General features: G+C 71.0%; 14 protein-coding genes and 1 pseudogene. 6 read left to right on the plus strand and 9 right to left on the minus strand.

The window, feature by feature from the left end:
- The first annotated feature begins 286 nt into the window (after window positions 1-286).
- Entirely contained in the window at window positions 287-1,306 is a 1,020-nt protein-coding gene (locus ACZ3TI_RS30775; protein WP_465731953.1) for an RICIN domain-containing protein, read from the plus strand.
- A gap of 54 nt (window positions 1,307-1,360) precedes the next feature.
- Here ACZ3TI_RS30775 and ACZ3TI_RS30780 read toward each other — a convergent pair whose 3' ends face one another.
- Together ACZ3TI_RS30780 and ACZ3TI_RS30785 are read right to left on the minus strand one after the other, a co-directional pair.
- The gene (locus tag ACZ3TI_RS30780) at window positions 1,361-2,125 is read right to left on the minus strand and encodes a sporulation protein (protein WP_465731955.1); all 765 of its coding nucleotides are present in this window, start codon (window positions 2,123-2,125) and stop codon (window positions 1,361-1,363) included.
- A 434-nt stretch (window positions 2,126-2,559) separates the two neighbouring features.
- Window positions 2,560-3,429, minus strand: a complete 870-nt coding sequence (locus ACZ3TI_RS30785; RefSeq protein ID WP_465731957.1) for an SDR family oxidoreductase — start codon at window positions 3,427-3,429, stop codon at window positions 2,560-2,562.
- A gap of 496 nt (window positions 3,430-3,925) precedes the next feature.
- On the opposite strand from ACZ3TI_RS30785, the gene ACZ3TI_RS30790 reads away from it, so the two are divergent.
- Complete coding sequence (locus ACZ3TI_RS30790) at window positions 3,926-4,678, plus strand: DUF72 domain-containing protein (RefSeq protein ID WP_465731959.1); 753 nt, start codon at window positions 3,926-3,928, stop codon at window positions 4,676-4,678.
- A 276-nt stretch (window positions 4,679-4,954) separates the two neighbouring features.
- Here the strand turns inward: ACZ3TI_RS30790 and ACZ3TI_RS30795 are convergent.
- Window positions 4,955-5,199 (minus strand): annotated as a pseudogene (locus tag ACZ3TI_RS30795) (phosphoketolase family protein); the annotation flags it as partial.
- Between the two features lie 402 nt (window positions 5,200-5,601).
- Between ACZ3TI_RS30795 and ACZ3TI_RS30800 the strand changes: the two are divergent.
- From ACZ3TI_RS30800 to ACZ3TI_RS30815, 4 genes are all read left to right on the plus strand, one after another.
- Complete coding sequence (locus ACZ3TI_RS30800; protein WP_465731961.1) at window positions 5,602-6,849, plus strand: esterase/lipase family protein; 1,248 nt, start codon at window positions 5,602-5,604, stop codon at window positions 6,847-6,849.
- A gap of 10 nt (window positions 6,850-6,859) precedes the next feature.
- Window positions 6,860-7,888: an alpha/beta fold hydrolase gene (locus ACZ3TI_RS30805; protein ID WP_465731963.1), complete on the plus strand. Its 1,029-nt coding sequence runs from the start codon at window positions 6,860-6,862 to the stop codon at window positions 7,886-7,888.
- 985 nt (window positions 7,889-8,873) lie between these two features.
- The gene (locus ACZ3TI_RS30810) at window positions 8,874-9,458 is read left to right on the plus strand and encodes a hypothetical protein (protein ID WP_465731965.1); all 585 of its coding nucleotides are present in this window, start codon (window positions 8,874-8,876) and stop codon (window positions 9,456-9,458) included.
- Window positions 9,436-10,080 (plus strand): hypothetical protein, encoded by a 645-nt coding sequence (locus tag ACZ3TI_RS30815; protein ID WP_465731967.1) that lies wholly within the window; start codon window positions 9,436-9,438, stop codon window positions 10,078-10,080. Before ACZ3TI_RS30810 ends, ACZ3TI_RS30815 begins: the two co-directional genes overlap by 23 nt.
- Before the next feature lie 1,011 nt (window positions 10,081-11,091).
- Here the strand turns inward: ACZ3TI_RS30815 and ACZ3TI_RS30820 are convergent.
- The 6 genes from ACZ3TI_RS30820 to ACZ3TI_RS30845 all read right to left on the minus strand — a co-directional run bounded on the left by ACZ3TI_RS30820 (window position 11,092) and on the right by ACZ3TI_RS30845 (window position 17,690).
- Window positions 11,092-11,313: a hypothetical protein gene (locus tag ACZ3TI_RS30820; RefSeq protein WP_366168671.1), complete on the minus strand. Its 222-nt coding sequence runs from the start codon at window positions 11,311-11,313 to the stop codon at window positions 11,092-11,094.
- A 517-nt stretch (window positions 11,314-11,830) separates the two neighbouring features.
- Window positions 11,831-12,220: a D-ribose pyranase gene (gene rbsD, locus ACZ3TI_RS30825; RefSeq protein ID WP_465731969.1), complete on the minus strand. Its 390-nt coding sequence runs from the start codon at window positions 12,218-12,220 to the stop codon at window positions 11,831-11,833.
- Window positions 12,217-13,122 carry a ribokinase gene (locus tag ACZ3TI_RS30830; protein WP_465731971.1) on the minus strand — a complete coding sequence of 302 codons (906 nt, stop codon included), beginning with the start codon at window positions 13,120-13,122 and terminating at the stop codon, window positions 12,217-12,219. Before ACZ3TI_RS30830 ends, rbsD begins: the two co-directional genes overlap by 4 nt.
- Window positions 13,123-13,202: 80 nt before the next feature.
- Window positions 13,203-15,149 (minus strand): ABC transporter permease/substrate-binding protein, encoded by a 1,947-nt coding sequence (locus tag ACZ3TI_RS30835; RefSeq protein ID WP_465731973.1) that lies wholly within the window; start codon window positions 15,147-15,149, stop codon window positions 13,203-13,205.
- Window positions 15,139-16,659: a sugar ABC transporter ATP-binding protein gene (locus tag ACZ3TI_RS30840; RefSeq protein ID WP_465731975.1), complete on the minus strand. Its 1,521-nt coding sequence runs from the start codon at window positions 16,657-16,659 to the stop codon at window positions 15,139-15,141. The genes ACZ3TI_RS30835 and ACZ3TI_RS30840 overlap by 11 nt, the downstream gene beginning before the upstream one ends.
- A complete protein-coding gene (locus ACZ3TI_RS30845) occupies window positions 16,656-17,690 on the minus strand; it encodes a LacI family DNA-binding transcriptional regulator (protein ID WP_465731977.1) in 1,035 nt (344 codons plus the stop codon). Before ACZ3TI_RS30845 ends, ACZ3TI_RS30840 begins: the two co-directional genes overlap by 4 nt.
- Between the last annotated feature and the right edge of the window lie 459 nt (window positions 17,691-18,149).

The following is an 18,149-nucleotide window of genomic DNA, read 5'->3' on the forward strand; positions in this document are numbered from 1 at the left end:
GAGGATCACGCGGCGGACGGCGCCGTCCGAGCCCTCCCGACATCAGGACTCTGTGGTGCGGGGCCGTCGGACACCAGGCCACAAGGCGTCCGGGACAGTCCGGGACAGGACGTCGCCCCGTCCCGGACCGTCCACTCGCAGGTCAGGCCCTCGTGCCGACGACCGGGGCGCGTGGACGTCCGGGGGGAGAGCCACGTGTCGCCCCGCTCTCGAGGCCGCGCTCCCGCGGTCGTGAACGTCTCAATTCGCTGTGGCTCGCCGCCGGTTGCTCGGCCAGGATCGAGGCATGAGTCCCCAGCCCCTGCCGGATCCCGCCCAAGCGCGCGACACGGCCCAGTTCGTCGCATGTCTTCGACAGCTCCGGGATCAGTCCGGACTGACCTACCGGGCATTGGAGCGCCGCGCCGCCGAGTTCGGAACCGTGCTTCCGCGCAGCACGATCGCCGAGGCGCTGCGTCACGATCTGCTGCCACGGCCGGAACTCCTGGACGCCTTCGTGCGGGCGTGCGGCCACGGGGAGGATTCGGCTTCCTGGCTCGAAGCACGCGCCCGGCTGGCGTCCGGTGCCACCCGCGAGGCACCCGGTGACGCTGCCCCGGCCGGGTCCGCCCCGCCGGAGCCGCCGGTTACCGGTGCCCCGCAGACCGCGCGGCTCACACCCTCCCGCTCACGGCGGCTGCGGCGCGGCGCGGTTCCGACCGTGGCCGTTCTGGCAGCCGTTGCCGTCCTGGCCGTACTGGGCGCGGTGGCAGGCGGGATGGCGCTCATGGGCGAGGGTTCGGACTCCCCGGCCGTTCCCGCCGCCGGCCGTCCGGAGCAGGCGCCGCTCGCGGCGGGCGCGTACCTGATCCGGACCGCGGGCGCCCGTCTCTGCCTCGGGGAGTCCACGGCCCACGACAGCGGCGGCCGAGTCGGACAGTTCGACTGTCCGGGGAACGTACCCACCTACGTTCTGGAGCCGGCGGGCGGCGGGCAGTACACGATCCGTTCGCTCCACCCCGTCCTGGGCCACGGTTGTCTGGGAGTGGAATCGGCCCTTCTCACCGACGGCGCCCACCTGATGAACGACTACTGCGGCCGGCGGGGCACCGCCGAACGATTCCGGCTGCGCCCGTCTCCCGAAGGCGCCGGGAGGTACCTCATCCAGCCGGCGCACAGCAGCGCGTGCGTCACCATTCCCGGCGGTATCGCCACCCCGGGCGTCCTCGCACTGCAACTCCCGTGCGCCACCCCGCCCACCGGGCAGAGCTTCACCTTCGAGTCCGTCCCCGCCCCGACCGGCATCCCGGACATCACGACCAACTGATCGATCCGATCCGACGCGCGGTCGTAGCCGCCGGGGTTACGGTCCCGTGCGCGGTCAGTGGCCCAGCACGCCGCGGATCCAGCCGTCCACCGTGCCGGTCAGGTCGTGTTGCCCGGCCGCGTGGTCCAGCGGGAACGTGCGCGCCGAGTCGCCGCTGTGGAACATGCCGCGCTTGTCGAACTCCAGCACCACCTCGACCCGGTGCGCGTCGGTGACGAAGGACAGCTCGATCTCGTTGCAGCGCCCGGCGAACTGCGGCGCCGCCTTGTACTCGATCTCTTGGTAGAACGGCAGCGTCTGGCCCGTGCCGTGGATCCGGCCGGCTTCCAGGTCGGCCCGGTGGAAGTGGAAGCCGAGCGCGGCCAGCGCCTCCAGCACCCGCTGCTGCACCGGCAGTGGCTGCACCGCGAGCGGGTCGGTGTCCCCGCGGTCCAGCTGGCCGGCGATGTCCACGTCGGTGCGGACCCCGAGCACCATGCCCGACAGGTGGTGGCCCCCGACCGCGGTCAGCGGCGTCTCCCACGGCACGGGGAGGGCGAACGGGACGGCACGCTGCTCTCCGGCGGCCAGCCGCAGCGGGCCGCAGACCTGCGCCCGGGCGAACTCCTTGACGGTGTGGCTCTCGCCGTCCTCGTGCTCGACCTCGACCCGGGCGGCCAGGCAGAGCGTGATGCCGTTGATCCCGGCGTCGCGTTCGCCGCCGACCAGGTTGACCTGGCCGTGCACGGTGCCGCCGGGGTGGACGGTCGGCGTGGACAGGACCGTGTCGACGGTGGGTCCACCGACGCCCAGGGCGCCGAGAAGCCGCTTGAACACCATCCGGGGCACTCCTCACAGAGTCGGGGAAAACGAGCGCACTGATCGTACTTTGCCTGCTCTTGGCCGGTGCTGGCACTCCTCGTCCAGCTGACCCTGTGGCTCGCAGGGCCGTACTTCTTCATCAGTGTGCTCGTCGCCAACGTGCGCTCCATGTTCGGCGGCGCGCCGGTCGGCGACCTGCACGATCTGCTCCGATGGGGCGGCGTCAACGGCTACTACACCGTCGGCTGCTTGCTGCTCCTTGTTCGCCGTCCTCGCGACGCTCATCTACGGCCCGCTCACGGTCTTCGGCTCGGACGACATCTCCTGGGCCGATGTCGGCTACTTCTGGTGCGCGGTCGTCATCCTGACCCTCTACGCGCTCGCGGGCTTCGCGGCGATGGGCGCAACCGCTCTGACCGCTGCGGCGTGGCGCGCCGATTTGACGGAGGCTCTCAGACCGAACCTGACAGCAGCGGAGCCGCCCAGCGTGCGAAGACCTCGATGCCGCGCGGCTCACGGCCGGTCAACTCCCGCACCGTGCCCGTGGTGGACGAGTTGACGCCGTCACGCAGTGCCCCGAAGGCGGCCACTACCTGCTCCGCCAGCCACGGCGGCATACCCGCCTGAGCCATCCCGGCGGCAGCCGCCTCGTCCGACACCGCCACGTACTCGATCGGGCGGCCGAGCGCGCTCGACAGCTGCCGTGCGACATCCCCGTAGGTGATCACCTCCGGGCCGGTGAGGACATGAGTCCGCCCGCCCTGCACCGCCGTGCTCAGCACCGAGGCCGCCGCCGCAGCGACATCCCGTGGATCGATCATCGCGATCCGAGCGTCACCGGCGGGCAGGAAGAAACGGCCGGCCTGGCGGATGGTTGCGGCAGAACCGAGGATGTTCGACATCATGTGGCTGGAGCGCAGAACCACCGCCGGGACTCCCGAGCCGCGCAGATGCTCCTCGATCCGGCCGTGCTGGTCGAAGAACATCGTCGGGGACCCGGCCTCGGCGCCGATCGTGGACAGCATGACCACCTGTCGGACCCCGGCGCTTGCTGCCGCGTCGATCACCTGTGTCCCGTACTCGACCTGCTGGGGGTGGTTAGCGCAGATCAGGAACAGCCGCTCAACACCGGCGAGGGCCTGGCGGACTGACGTCGGCTCGGAGAAGTCGCCCTGCGCCAACTCGGCGTCACCGTCGAGGACGGCAGCTGCGCGGCCCGGGTCCCGCACGAAGGCCCGGACGGGAATCCCGCGGTCCTGGAGCTCCCAGACGACCTTCGAGCCGACGTTCCCCGCCGCGCCCGTCACCAGCACCGTCGCCATCTTCGCTCACTCCCTGGGATCAACCGCCGACAGCTCAACGTATCCGAGCGATGACAAGAGGTGACGGAACGCCACAGGCCAGAACACCGACCAGCCTGCGTTGATCCGCTTCCCTCTGACTGCGCGTCAGTGCGCTCGTAGTCCGAGCCGTGGACCAGCGCGAGAAGGGGTCCAAACAGGCAAGATGGCAGCGCGGGCACGGCGTCCTTCGTGATCACTGAGCGTAGAGAACTCCATGATCACGTGGACCTCTGCCCGTTGTGATGCCCGCCCCACCTCTCGGGCGCCTATTGCCGGTCGGTCTTATTCGGACCGCCATTCCGTCCTTCGGCGACAGCCGATCCAGATGTGGCGGGGTGGATGAGCAGCAGCCAGCCCCTGCGCGCTCTGCGGACGAGGCATTACCGGCGGCTCGGCCGCGTATTTCCGGGCGCGACAACCGCCGCTTGTGTCCTCAGCGAAGGCCTGGTCCGCCGGATGGGTGTTTGCTGGAAATATGACGTTGATCGTCGGTACCTCGGGTTGGCAGTACGACGACTGGCGCGGGGTGCTCTATTCGGAAGGGACACCCAAGCGGCGCTGGCTGGAGGAGTACGCCGAGCGGTTCGCCACGGTGGAGAGCAATGCGGCCTTCTACCGCTTGCCCTCCTCGGACACCTTCGCCGACTGGCGCGCCCGTACCCCGGAGGGATTCGTGTTCGCGGTGAAGGCGAGCCGTTATCTCACCCACATCAGGCGCCTGCGCGAGCCGGCCGAGCCGGTCCAGCGGCTGCTCGCGGCGGCACAGGGGCTCGGGGAGCGGCTCGGCCCGGTGCTGCTCCAGTTGCCGCCCACGCTGCACGCGGATGCCGAGCTGCTGGACCGCTGTCTGGCCGCCTTCCCGGCGGGTGCGCGGGTGGCCGTCGAGCCGCGGCACCCGTCCTGGTGGACGCCGGAGATCCGTGCGGTGCTGACCGGTCGGGCCGCCGCACTGTGCTGGGCGGACCGGGAGTCACGCCCGGTCACCCCGCTGTGGCGGACCTGCGAATGGGGCTACCTGCGCTGCCACGCCGGTCGGGCCCGGCCCCGGCCACGGTACGGGCGGCAGGCACTGGCAGGCTGGGTGGGCCGAATCGCCGACAGCTGGCCGGACTCGGCCGAGGTTCACGTGTACTTCAACAACGACCCGGGCGGAGCGGCGGTGCTCGACGCGAGCGCGTTCGCGGCTGCCGCCGCACGGGCGGGCCGTACCGTGACCCGGACACCGTAGGGAGTGGGCGATGATCCGCAGCCGAGTGATCGTCTCCGGCGATCAGGCTCCTGGCGGACCCGGGGGGCCCGACAGGGTCAGCGTGCGGCAGCCGCCGCGGCGGAGCCGGGCGGACCGCGCGACGCCGGAGAGGTAGGAGACGCGGGCGACGCAGGTGAAGCCGGAGAGCCGGCGGGGGCGGACGAGGACGGCGAGGGCGGGGGTCGACCGAGACCACCGACGGGATGAAGCTGCGGAACGGCGCGCAGAGCGGTCACGGTCGGTTCGGCTTGTGGTCCAGGCGTGGGCGAGCGAGTACCCGAGCTCGCCGCCCTCGTGGATCGACCCGGGAGTCTCGGGGGTGACGTGGCTCGGCGCGCCGCAGGGGAAGGAGACCGGGCGGAACAGCCCGGCCATGCCGGCCTCGTCGTGGGTGATGTCGGGGTAGTGCTCGGTGTAGCTGCCGTCCAGCCACGCGCCCGCCAGGACGGCCGGGCCGCCGTGCCCGGGGCCCAGACGCAGATGGCGTCCAGGTCGCGGGCAGTCGGCCTAACGGGCGTGCTGCTCCGTCGGAGTGTCGGGCAGCCACAGGGCGGGGCCGAGGATCTCATGGTGGATCCGGGCGGCGGGCACGCCGGCCCGCCGGGTGGCACATCGGCGGCCTGGTACAGGCGCGCCTCGCGGGCGATCAGCGGGGCGGCCATCTGCCGGTACCTTCGGCGCATTCGCAGCCGACGTCGTGACAACTCCGAGAGGTCGTAGGGGCATTCGGGGAGTCACGCGAATTCCATGGGCCAGGTGTCAGACGCCCACACCGTGACGCCCGAGGTGTGTGTCGCCGCCATAGAGATGGCACTCCGGCCTCCGTAGCGTGTCGCGCACCGGAGCTGAACGAGGAGGAGTGAACGCACATGCGGAGGAACGGACGTGGTGGGCGGAGAGGCTTGGGCTGGCTGCTCGCCAGCGTACTGGCGCTGATCGGTGCGGCCGTTCCGGCGGGGTCGGCCTCGGCGGCGGTGCCGTCCAACCTGACCCTGGAGGCGACCTACAGGAGCGTCGCCAACGGCTGGGACCGCGTCGAGCGCTACCTCGACACCACCCCCGGCTTCCGCCAGGAGCAGTATCCGCCGGACGGCCGCGGCAACCAGGACGGCCAGCGGCTCACCTTCTTCGGCGGCGTCAAGCAGCCCTTCTCCGGCCGTTTCCTGCTCTACTCGGCCCCGGGCTGGAACACCGGAGCGCGCCAGGTCCCGGTGCTGCTGGTGCATGGTGCCAACGACAACCCGGACCGAGCCTGGGCCAACCCCGGCGAGTCCGGCGGCTACGGCTGCGGCGCCGCCTCCTGCCCGAGCACGGGGCTGATGCAGAAGCTGGCCGGGCAGGGCTACCGGGTCTTCGCGATCGGCTTCGCGCACAAGCAGGGCGACAACCTGATGCAGGCCCAGGAGGTGGGCGACGCGGTCGCGTTGATCCGCGCGAAGCTCGGTGTCCCGCGGGTGGACGTGGTGGGCTGGAGCAAGGGCGAGATGTCGGCCCGGGCCTACGTTTCCTCGGTCAAGCCCGCCTGGGGCCGCCCGTACGCGGGCGACGTGCGCAAGCTGATCACGCTCGGCGGTCCGAACGGTGGCTACGACTATCCCTTCGCGCACGGGTGGGCGCACGACTTCTCGATCTGGCCGCAGTGCGGCGGTGCGATCAACGCCCCCTCTCCGCACCTGCACATGACCTGCTACGGCACCTACACCGCGCACCCGGAGTTCTCCTTCACACCGACGAGCGGCTACGACGACTACCCCGGGCAGCGGCAGATGCTGGCCCGCTGGGACTCGGTCTTCGGCGTTGACCAGACTCAGCAGGACTGGTACACGACCTACTACGGCGGGCAGGGCTTCTACACCGACGGCGGCGGCATCCAGGCCGCGATCGACGCCGGCTCGTTGATCGCCCCGCTGCACCAGGCCGGGGTGCCCTCCTCGGTGACGGCGTACCTGCTGGCCGGCGGTATGCCCAACGTCCTCGGGATCTTCAACGAGGATCGCGGCCCAAGCGACGGCGTGGTCTTCGTGGCCAGTGCGCTGGACACCACCGGGTTCGGCACCGTCGGCGGCACCGCGCTGATCGCCTCCGCCAACCACCTGGAACTCGGCTGGGACAGCGCGGCGAGCGCGCAGGTCGCCGGCTGGCTGAGCTGAGGAGATCCGGATGATCACCGATCGACTGGTAGCCACCGACCGGCTGACCGTGAACTACGCCGAGGTCGAGGGCCGGACCGGGGAGCCCGTGGTCCTGGTGCACGGCAACGTCTCCTCTGGCGTCTTCTGGCACTCGACAATGGCCCAACTCCCACCACGCTACCGGCCGTTGGCGCCAGACCTGCGCGGCTTCGGCGGCAGCGAGCCGCTACCGGTGGACGCCACCCGGGGTCTGCGCGACCACAGCGAGGACCTGCTCTCCTTCGTGGCGGAACTCGCACTCGGCCCGGTGCACTTGGTCGGCTGGAGCATGGGCGGCGGCGTGGTGCTGCAACTGCTGCGCGACCGGCCGGAGCTGGTCCGCTCGCTCACCCTGGTCAACCCGGTCTCCCCGTACGGCTTCGGCGGCACCCACGGGGTGGACGGACGGCTCAACTCGCCCGACGGAGCGGGCTCCGGCGCCGGCGGTGCGGCCCCCGAGTTCGTCCGGCTGCTGCGCGAGGGCGAGCCGGGCGCCGGGTCGCCGTTCGCGCCGCGCTCGGTGCTGGACACCGCCTACGTCAGCGAGCCGCTCGCGGAGCCGGACCGCTACGTTGCGGCGATGCTGACCACCCGGACCGGGGAGGACCACTATCCGGGCGACAGCCGTACGAGCGACGCCTGGCCGGGCTTCGGACCCGGCGAACGCGGGGTGCTCAACTCGATGGCGCCGACCCACTTCCGGATCGACGACCTGGAACTGGTCGAGCCGAAGCCGCCGATCCTGTGGATCCGCGGCACGGCCGACGTGATCGTCTCCGACGCCTCGCTCTTCGACCTGGCCCACCTGGGGGCCATCGGAGCGGTTCCGGGCTGGCCCGGCGCGGACACCTGCCCGGCGCAGCCGATGGTGGCGCAGACCCGTGCCGTGCTGGACCGCTACGCCGCCGCGGGCGGGCGGGTGCGCGAGGTCGCGGTCGAAGGTGCCGGGCACAGCGTGCAGTTGGAGCGCCCGAAGGAGTTCCTGGCGGCGCTGGTGGAGACGCTGGGCGGGGCGTGACAGCGAGGCCGCCGCTCCGGAGGGCGCTCCGCACGGGGTGGCCGGCAACTGCGTCGACCCCGGGTGCGTGCGCCACACCGCTGGTGGAGCACGTCCGCAGCTCCCGCCCCGAGCCCGTGCGGTCACGGGGTGCACACGAACCGGTCGGGGGTGAGAATGGCGGCGGCGGGACGGGCGGAGAACGGAGTGACTGGTGAAGGCATTGCCGCGGGGCCTGGCCGCGCTGCTCGCCGCGCTTGCCGTCCTCGGCACGGGCGTCGTCACCACGGGCGCGAGCATCTCGCCGTCGCCCACGCCCACGCCCACGCCGTCGCCCACACCCACGCCGTCGCCCACGCCTTCTTCGCCCACGGAAAGCACCACAGCGGAACCGGCCGTCTCCCTGAAACCGGCATACGGGCCCCGGAACGGGACGGTTCAGCTGACGCTGTCCGGCTTCGGCGGCTGCCGAACGGCAGGCAAGCGTCCTGTCCCCGCCGCTGTCCAGCTGACCTGGGACGATCCGGCTACGGACCTCGCGACCGTCCAGCTCGGTGGTGATCAGCCGACCTCCCGTACATTCACGGTGCCTGACAGGGCCACGGACGGCCCGCACAAGGTCCAGGCGACGTGCACGGGTCCCAGCCTCGCCGTTGCGGAAGCCACGTTCACCGTCGCGCCGGCCACTCTGACGGCGGATCCGTCCCGTGTGGCACCCGGGTCCGCCGCAACCCTGGCCGGGACGGGCTTCGCCTGTCCGCCGAAAGACACCGTCACCCTCACGTGGGGCACGACCGCACTTCCCGACCGGGGCGAGCCCGACGCCGACGGATATTTCAGCACCCGCCTCACCGTGCCCCCGAACGCCACCGATGGTGACCACGTCGTCGGGGCGTCCTGCGCGTCGGAACCACGCATCACGGCCGACGCCCACCTCCAGGTCAAGGCCGCTCCCGGTCCCACCACGCCCACCCCGACACCGATCCCACCGTCACCTGGCCACACGATGACCGCAACGCCGGGCGCCCCCCTGCGCGTCTCCGGCCGGCCGGACGCCTGCCCCACCAACGCCGGGCCGCGCCAGGTTGTGCTCTCCTGGGACGACGGGCCGAGGACACGCCCGCTCACGGTCGACGCGGCAGGAGAGTTCCAGGCGACCGCCACCATCCCGCCGGGCGCGCCCACCGGCCCCCACCGGGTCACCGTGGAATGCGCGGACACCGGCACGGTGACCGAGACCGTCCCGGTGGTCGTCGCCCGGCAGCTCCCACCGAAGCCCGACAACCTGCCCTGGATCATTCTCGGGGCGCTCCTGGCGCTCGCACTGGCGGCGTTCGGGCTGCGCCGTGTCCTGCGGGCGGGCGCGGCGGCGGGCACGGGCGCCCCGTCGGGCACCGGCTCCCCGTCGGGTACGGGCGGTACCTCGGGCGCCGTGACGGCGCAGGCGGGCGCGTGGGGCCCGGCCCGGGTGGATCTGACCGAGCAGGGAGACCCCGCTGCGCCCGGGCGCAGCGTCCGGCTGGAGCCGCACGTGGACAAGGGCCGGCAGAGCATCGAGGAGGTGCGCGATGACGATGGTCGCGACGGATGACCCGTACAGCCTGGGGACGTTCCTGGGAGCCGTGGAACCGCTCACCGACGCCCTCCGCCGGCAGGACGCGATCTCCGCCCTGAGCGGCCTGAACAAGGCCCTGTTCCGGACGGCATCGCAGCAGGCCGCGAGTGTCGTCCACGGGTTCCTGGGGCTGGACATGATCGACCTGGTGGCCGGCGGCTGGCGCACCCACGCGGGACTCGCGGCGGCCGCGCGCAGCACCTGCGCTGCCCCGGGCAGCGAGGAGGTGGTCGCACTGCTGGAGCACCGGGTCAGGTCGGTGCACCACCCGACGGTGAACGTGCTGGTCGACGGCGCTTCGGTGGGCACCCTCGGGGTGGACATCGAGGTGGTGTTCGACCTCAACGGGATCGTGGCCGTCGTACGCGGGGGCCGGCTGGTGGCGGTGCGGGCGGGTTACTGCAAGGCCAAGGCCTCGCTCGCCGTCGAGAAGATCCCGGTGGCGAGCCGTCAGGGGGAGTTCGACCTGCCGGGCGGCGTGCGGTGGCGCCGGGGCGTGACGCTCCGCCACTGCCCGCCGGGGCCGCCGCCGGAGCCGCCCGACTTCACCCAGCGCAGAACAACGCCGTTCCCTTCCCCCGACGCCCCGAATCCCTAGACTGAAGCGTTGAGCGCTACCGGACCCGGGCAGGCCCTTCGTCGTGGTGCCCACCGGCCCCGCCGCGGACCGCCTGCCGGAGCTGAGCCGGGCGGCCGACCGGCATGTTGACGGCGTGGGCCGGTCGGTGAGGCCGATGGATCCGTCGATCCGACAACGGGGCGTGCTGGTGCGCATATGAGGAGGTTTGTGTCCGACCTCGCGCGCGTGAGCTCCCCGCGTTGGGCCGATTTCGGGCAGGACCCTGTGATGTTTACGTGCGCAGCGTGTTCGTCGGACGCGAGGCGGAGCTCACGGCGTTGCAGGCGACACTGGGCGCGGGGGTGATGCCGCCGGTCCGCCGGTCGTGGTGGTGCACGGGGAACCGGGCGTCGGTAAGACCCGCTTGCCCAGGAGCTCGCCCGCGCGGCCCGTACAGAGCGTATTGAGGTGCTGTGGGACGCCTACGATCGGCGGCGGCCGGCGCCTCGTGACACCGTAGGAGCCAGGGACCCCTGCCGGAGCCGTGGAACCCGGCGCCCATCCGACGCGACAGCCGGACCACAGACATGCCTGCCACCGGTCCAGACAGCGGAAACGGACCGCCAGTGAATGACGGTCCGTCATGAAAGATCGAGGCTAGAGGGCGGGTCGATCCACTGGAGCTGTCACCCACACGGGGATTCCTCGGACGGCGGGGCGATCGTCGCATGATCCTGAACTCGACTCGCCGCGATCACTGGCGCCGGCCGGACCGTGGCCCAGCTGCGAGTACCGGACAAGACGAACGAAATCACCCGCTTCGCCGCCCCGTTGGAACCGTTCGACCTGGCTGGGGTGGTCGTAACCGCGGACGCAGTATCACCGCCGGCCTCCGCCACATCTCCTACGAGCCCTTCACTCGCCCCCTCGACCTCCTCGAGATCCCGTGACCAGGACAGATGCAAGATCATCAGGACTTTGGCCTGGAGCATCTCGACGTCGCCGGCTGCCCGGAGATCGCGTCGGGGGAACGGGCGACGCTCGGTCGCATTACTTGTCGTAGGCGGACGGCGATGACCCTGCGTTGTTTCCAGATGTCGCCATCGACCGCCACCAGTCAGCGCCAGCCATCATCTCCCTGAGCTGGGTGTCGGTGAGGTCAGGATGAGCCTCGGCGGCGTGCGCCTTGATATGTCCGAACAGCTCTTCGTCATCCGCGCCGGTGAAATCGATCCTGCCGTGCGACGGATCTATGCAGTGGAATCCGCGCATTGCTCCTCCTTCACGAAGCGTCATTTAATTCTAGGCCACGATGGCGTTAACGCGCGCGCCCAGGGACATTCCCGCACGCTCGCCCATGCATTGCGTCTCCCTTCCTCCGTCCCGGGCCCATTACCCAGGGCTGATTCTCCTGATGATCTTGCATCTGTCCTGGTCACGGGATGTCGAGGAGGTCGAGGGGGCGAGTGAAGGGCTCGTAGGAGATGCGGCGGAGGCCGGCGGTGATGCTGGTGCGACCACAGAACGTCACGACGCCTGTCCACGACCGCCGTCCCATGGGGAAACGTGACTATGCGGTGGGGAATTACGTACGTGACTGCTGACACCGGCCGGTGCTTGGCGCCCGGGCCGGCGGCCCGGCGGCCCGACGTCGCACACCGCCACGGACCGTGTGCCGCCGGCTCTCGTACCGCCCGAGGACCGCGCGATTCACCGTGATCGCCACAGCGACAGATCATGCCGTCCCTGGCTGATCAAGCCCAACCCACGGCAATCACCCACCAGCTCGTCAGAAGAACACTCCGCACCGCAGCAGCACGTTCGCGTACGGCCGGGCTTCCCCGGTCCGCACCACCAAGCGCACCCCCGCACTCAGTTCCTTCAGCTTTTCGTGCGGCACGTACGACAGTTCGGCGAAGGAGCCGCTCAGCAACTCGGCCGCGGCGGGGTTCGCCTCCCGTACCTCCTGCGCCGCGAGCGCCCCCTCGATCACCAACTCGTCGAGGAGCCCGGCCAGTACGTCCTCGAACGACGGAATCCCCGCCCGGAAAGCGAGGTCGACCACCCGGGGCCCGTCCGGAATCGGCATCCCCGCGTCACACACGAGCACCTGGTCACCGTGCCCCAACTCGGCTACGGCTCCGGCGAGATGGCGATTCAGAATCCCGCCCTTCTTCACAGCGCCTCGACCTCCTCGGCGGTGGGGAACGACTCCTGGGCCCCCCGCCGTGTCACGGCGACGGCGCCCACCCGAGCGGCGTACGCGGCGGCCTCCACGAGCGAGGCGCCCGCGCCCAACTTCCAGGCCAGTGCGGCCGTGAAGGAATCACCGGCACCCGTCGTGTCGACGGCGTCGACCTTCACCGACGCGACCCGCACGGCCTTCTCCTCGGCGGACGCGACCAACGCACCCTCCGAACCGAGCGTCACCACGACCGATTTGGGCCCGCTCGCGAGCAACTCCCGCACCCATTCGGCGGGATCGTCACCGATGGTCTCGCCGCCCAGGATCACCCGGGCCTCGTGCTCGTTGACGATCAGCGGGTCGCAGGCCGCCAGGACCTCGACCGGCAGCGCCTGCGGCGGAGAGGGGTTCAACACGAACCTCGTGCCGGACGGCAGTTGCCGCACGACTTCCACGACCGACTCCAACGGGATCTCCAACTGCGCCGAGACCACCCGCGAGGCGTGGAACAGAGGCGCGGCGGCCCGGACGTCCTCCGGCGTGAGCCGCCCGTTCGCGCCGGGCGACACCACGATGCTGTTGTCCCCCGACGGGTCGACGGTGATCAGTGCGACGCCGGTCGGGGCCCCGCCCACCAGGACGCTCTGCGTGTCGACCCCCGCATTCTGCTGCGAGTCCAGCAGCAGCCGCCCGTTGGCATCGTCCCCGACCCGCGCGAGCAGCGCCGTGCGCGCCCCGAGCCGCGCGGCGGCGACCGCCTGGTTGGCCCCCTTGCCGCCGGGATGGACGGCGAGGTCCGACCCGAGCACCGTCTCCCCGGCCCCGGGCCTGCGCTCGACACCGATCACGAGATCGACGTTGGCCGACCCCACGACCAACACGTCGTAGTCGTACATGAAACTCCCCAATCAGGAAATCCGAAACAGGGCAGCCGGAGCCCCGCTTCCGCGGGCACCCCGGCCACCCCTTTCCCGTCTCAGCCGCTGAACCCGGCCACGGTCTCCTTCGTGACCACCTTCACCGGCACCTTGATGGTCTCCTCGACCTTTTCCCCCTTGATCGCCTTGACCGCGTTGTCCACGGCGATCTTCCCGAGCTGCGACGGCTGCTGGGCCACGGACGCGTACAGCGTCCCCTGCTCGACCGCCTTCAATCCGTCGGGAGTTCCGTCGAAGCCGACGACCTGCACGGATTCGCCGGCCTTGGAGCCGAGCGCCTTCACCGCGCCGAGCGCCATCTCGTCGTTCGCGGCGATGACACCCTGGACGTCCGGGTGCGCCTGGAGCAGGTTCGACATGACGTCGAGGCCCTTGGTCCGGTCGAAGTCGGCCGGCTGCTGCGCGACGACCTCGATCCCCGGGTACGCCTCGAGTCCCTTGGCGAATCCCTCGGCCCGCTCGCGCGCGGCGGAGGTACCGGCCAGCCCCTGGAGGATCACGATCTTCCCGCTGCCACCGAGCTTCTCGGCGAGAGCCTTCGCCGCCTGCTCACCGCCGGCGACGTTGTCGGAGGCGACCAGTGCGTTCACATCGGCCTTGTTGACGCCGCGGTCGACGGCGATGACCGGGATCTTCGCCTTGCCCGCGGCCGCCACCGGGTTGCTCGCCGCGTCGGAGTCCACCGGATTGACGACGATCGCCCCGAGCCCCGAACTGGTGAAGTTCTGCAGCTGGTTGGCCTGCTGCGAGGCGTCGTTCTGCGCGTCGGTGACCGTCAGGTCCACCCCCAGCAGCTTCGCCTCGGCCTGCGCACCCGACCGGATCTGCACGAAGAACGGGTTGTTGAGCGTGGAGAGCGAGAGGCCGATCTTCTGAGTGCCGGACTTCGGACCGTCGTGCAGGAACGACGTCGCACCCACGATCGCCACCGCGACGACAGCCGCGAGCCCGTACGTGGCGACCTGCTTGCCCCTTCCGCCGCCGGGCGCCCCGATCGCCGTGGGAGTGGCCCCGGCCTTGCGCCGCACCGTGTCGAGCAACACCGCCAGGGCGATGACGACACCGATGACGACCTGCTGCCAGAACGCGGAGACGTTCAGCAGGTTCAGCCCGTTGCGCAGCACCGCGAGGATGAGCGCGCCGATCAGCGTCCCCGACGCCTTGCCCGTACCACCGGCGAGGGAGGCGCCGCCGATGACGACGGAGGCGATGGCGTCCAGCTCGTACCCGGTGGCGGCCTGCGGCTGCGCGGAGGAGAGCCGGGAGGCCAGGACGACACCGGCGACCGCGGCGAACACACCGGACAGCGCGTAGATCGCGAGCTTCTGTCTGGGCACCCGCAGACCCGAGAGCCGGGCCGCCTCCTCGTTGCCGCCGATGGCGTACATCGAGCGGCCGATGTACGTACGGCCGAGGACGAACGCCGTGACGAGCCCCATGGCCACCATGACGAGCACCGGCACCGGCAGCCACCCGCCGAGCGTGTCACCCAGGTGGGAGATCGAGCCCGGGAACGCGATCGGCGATCCGTCCGAGATCACCAGCGCCAGACCACGCCCCACCGACAGCATCGCGAGCGTCGCGATGAACGGCGGCAGCTTGCCGTACGAGATCAGGAAGCCGTTCACCAGGCCGGCGGCCACACCCGTCGCCAGCGCCAGCAGCACCGCGACGACCACCGGCACTCCGTGCGACGTGGCGCTCCACGCCAGCACGGTCGCCGACAGCGCGGCCACCGAACCGACCGACAGGTCGATGCCCGCCGAGACGATCACGAAGGTGACGCCGAAGGCGAGGACGGCGGTCACGGCCGCCTGGACGCCGACGTTGAGCAGGTTGTCGGTGGTGAGGAAGTCGCCCGACAGCGCCGACATGGCGATGACGAGGAAGATCAGCGCGGTCAGCGCGCCGTTGTCGAGCAGCAGACGGCGCAACGCCGCGGCGCCACCGGCGCCCGTACCGCTCTTGAGCGTTTCAGCGGCCACGGGGGGCCTCCAGTTCGGTAGTGGGATTGCTCACGGCCAGCGACATGACCGCGTCCTGCGTGGCCTCGTCGGCGGACAACTCGCCCGCGATCCGGCCCTGGGCCATCACCAGCACCCGGTCGCTCATCCCGAGCACCTCGGGCAGATCGCTGGAGATCATGAGGACGGCGGCCCCGGCGGCCGTCAGCTCGTTGATGAGCTGGTAGATCTCGACCTTGGCGCCGACGTCGATGCCGCGCGTGGGCTCGTCGAGGATCAGCACCCTGGTGTCGGCCAGGAGCCACTTGCCGATGACGACCTTCTGCTGGTTGCCGCCGGACAGCGTGCGCACCTGCTGACCGAGCCCGGCCATCCGTACGCGGAGTTGCCCTGCGATCCGCGCGGCGGCGTCGTGCTGACCCTTGAGGTCGACGATTCCGGCCCTGGTGGCGGACTTGAGGGTGACGAGTCCGAGGTTCTCCTCGACCGACTGGTCGAGCACGAGCCCCTGACCCTTGCGGTCCTCGGGCACCAGACCGATTCCCGCGGTCATGGCGGCGCCGATGTCGTGCCGCTTCAGGGAAGCCCCGGAGACGCGGACCGTACCGCGGTCGTACGGGTCGGCCCCGAAGACGGCCCGGACCACCTCGGTACGGCCCGCCCCGACCAGCCCCGCGACGCCGACGACCTCGCCGGCCCGCACCTCGAAGCTGACGTCGTGGAAGACACCGTCCCGGGACAGTCCCTCCACGGACAGCAGCGCGGTGCCCGGGACGGCCCGCTCGCGCGGGTACTGCTGCTCGATGGACCGGCCCACCATCAGCCGCACGAGTTCCTCCTCCGGCGTGGAGGCGGGCACCTGTCCGACCGACCTGCCGTCCCGGATGACCGTGACCCGGTCCCCGAGGGCGGCGATCTCCTCCAGGTGGTGCGTGATGAAGACGATCCCGACGCCGTCCTCGCGCAGCCTGCGCACGATCACGAACAGCTTCTCGACCTCCTCCGAGGTCAGCACGGCCGTCGGCTCGTCCATGATCAGAACCCGCGCGTCCAGGCTCAGCGCCTTCGCGATCTCGACCATCTGCAGGCGCGCGATGCCGAGTTCACGCACCCGCGCGCGGGGCGACACGCTGACGCCGACGCGCTCCAGGAGCTCCGAAGCGTCCGCTTCCATCTTCTTCCGGTCGATCATCCCGAACCGGCGCGGCTGGCGCCCCAGGAAGATGTTCTCGGCGACCGTCAGATCCGGGACGAGGTTGAACTCCTGGTAGATGGTGGCGATCCCGAGCCGCTCGGAGTCCTGCGCACCATGGATGCGGACCTCCTCACCACCGACCAGGATGCGGCCCTCGTCGGGTGTGTGGGCACCGGAGAGCATCTTGATCAGGGTGCTCTTTCCCGCACCGTTCTCACCGAGCAGCACATGGACCTCGCCCCGCCGCAGGTCGAAGTCGACGCGGTCCAGCGCGACCACGCCGGGGAAGGTCTTCCGTATGCCCTCGATGCGCAGCAACTCGTCCGCGTTGCTCACGACTGGCTCCTGTTCGTTGCGGGGTCCTCGTTCGTTGCGGGGTTCTCGCCGCACGAGCGGCGAACGACGAGACGGGCGGGGAGCGTCACGGATCGTGCCGCCCGCCCCTCGATGCGGTCCACGAGCGCGCGCACGGCGGCCCGGCCCAGCTCGCCCGTGGGCTGGGCGATCGCGGTGATCGGCGGGTCCGTGTGCACGAACCAGCGGATGTCGTCGAACGCGGCGAGCGCGATGTCGTCCGGCACCCGCAGACCACGGGCGCGTACGGCGTCCAGGGCGCCCAGCGCCATCAGGTTGTCCGCCGCGAACACGACCTGCGGGGGCTCGGCGAGGTCGAGGAACCGCTCGGTCGCCCGCCGGCCGCTGGCGGCCTGGAAGTCGCCTTGGCCGATGTACTGGTCCGGCAGGTCGAGACCGCACTCCTCCAGCGCCTCGCGGAACGCCTCCACACGCTCCTGCCCGGTCGTGGTGGCCGCCGGTCCGGCGATGATCGCCAGCCGCCGGTGCCCCAGCCGATGCAGGTGCACGACGAGATCCCGTACGGCACCCCGCCCGTCCGCCCGCACCACCGGCACGTCGACGCCGGGGATCCACCGGTCCACGAACACCATCGGTGTCCCGGCCCGGGCGGCGTCCAGCATGAGCGGCGACCCGCCGTCGGTGGGCGAGACCAGCAGCCCGTCGATACGGCGGTCCAGAAGCGTCCGTACGTGGTGGTCCTGCAGTTCCGGCCGCTCGTCGGCGTTCCCGATGATCACGCTGTACCCCAGCGCCCGCGCCTCCTCCTCCACGGACCGTGCGAGCTCGGTGAAGTACGGATTCAGCACGTCGCTGATCACGAGGCCCAGGGTGTGGGTCTGATCGGTACGCAGCGACCGCGCCACGGCGTTGGGCCGGTAGCCGAGCGACGCGACGGCGGCCAGCACCCGCGCCCGCGCGTCCTTGCTCACCGAAGGGTGCTCGTTCAGGACACGCGAGACAGTGGCGACGGACACGCCTGCCTCGGCGGCGACGTCCTTGATGCTCGTCACAGCCGCCCCACCTCCTTGTGGAATCGATTACATCGACGCATTCCCACGATTGGAATCGATTACATGCCCGCCGGGCAAGACCTGAGCCGGTGGCTGAGACCTGATCGTGATGAACGAGTCCCGGACCGGGCGGCCCCGGCTGGCATCACCTACGTACTGCGGACCGGTGCCGCATGGCGTGATGTCCCCGCCCAGGCCGTGGGCTCCTCCGGGGCCGCGGCCTGGCGTCGCCCGCGGGACTGGACCGAGGCCTGTGCGTCGTCGGTGAGGGAGCGGACGCCCAGGCAATCGGACCCCCGCCGGCGTGCGCGGCCGGACCGGGCCACCAGGAAACGGAAGGCACCACGGGGGGCATTCCCCGCCTGAATCCGAGTACGGCGGATACCTTTCCGCCGGAATTCGTCGTTCGAGGCCTGGCGGAAAGGTATGCGTTGGGGAATCGCTCCGGGGTTCGTCCCT

The organism is Kitasatospora sp. NPDC023120 (assembly GCF_055560835.1).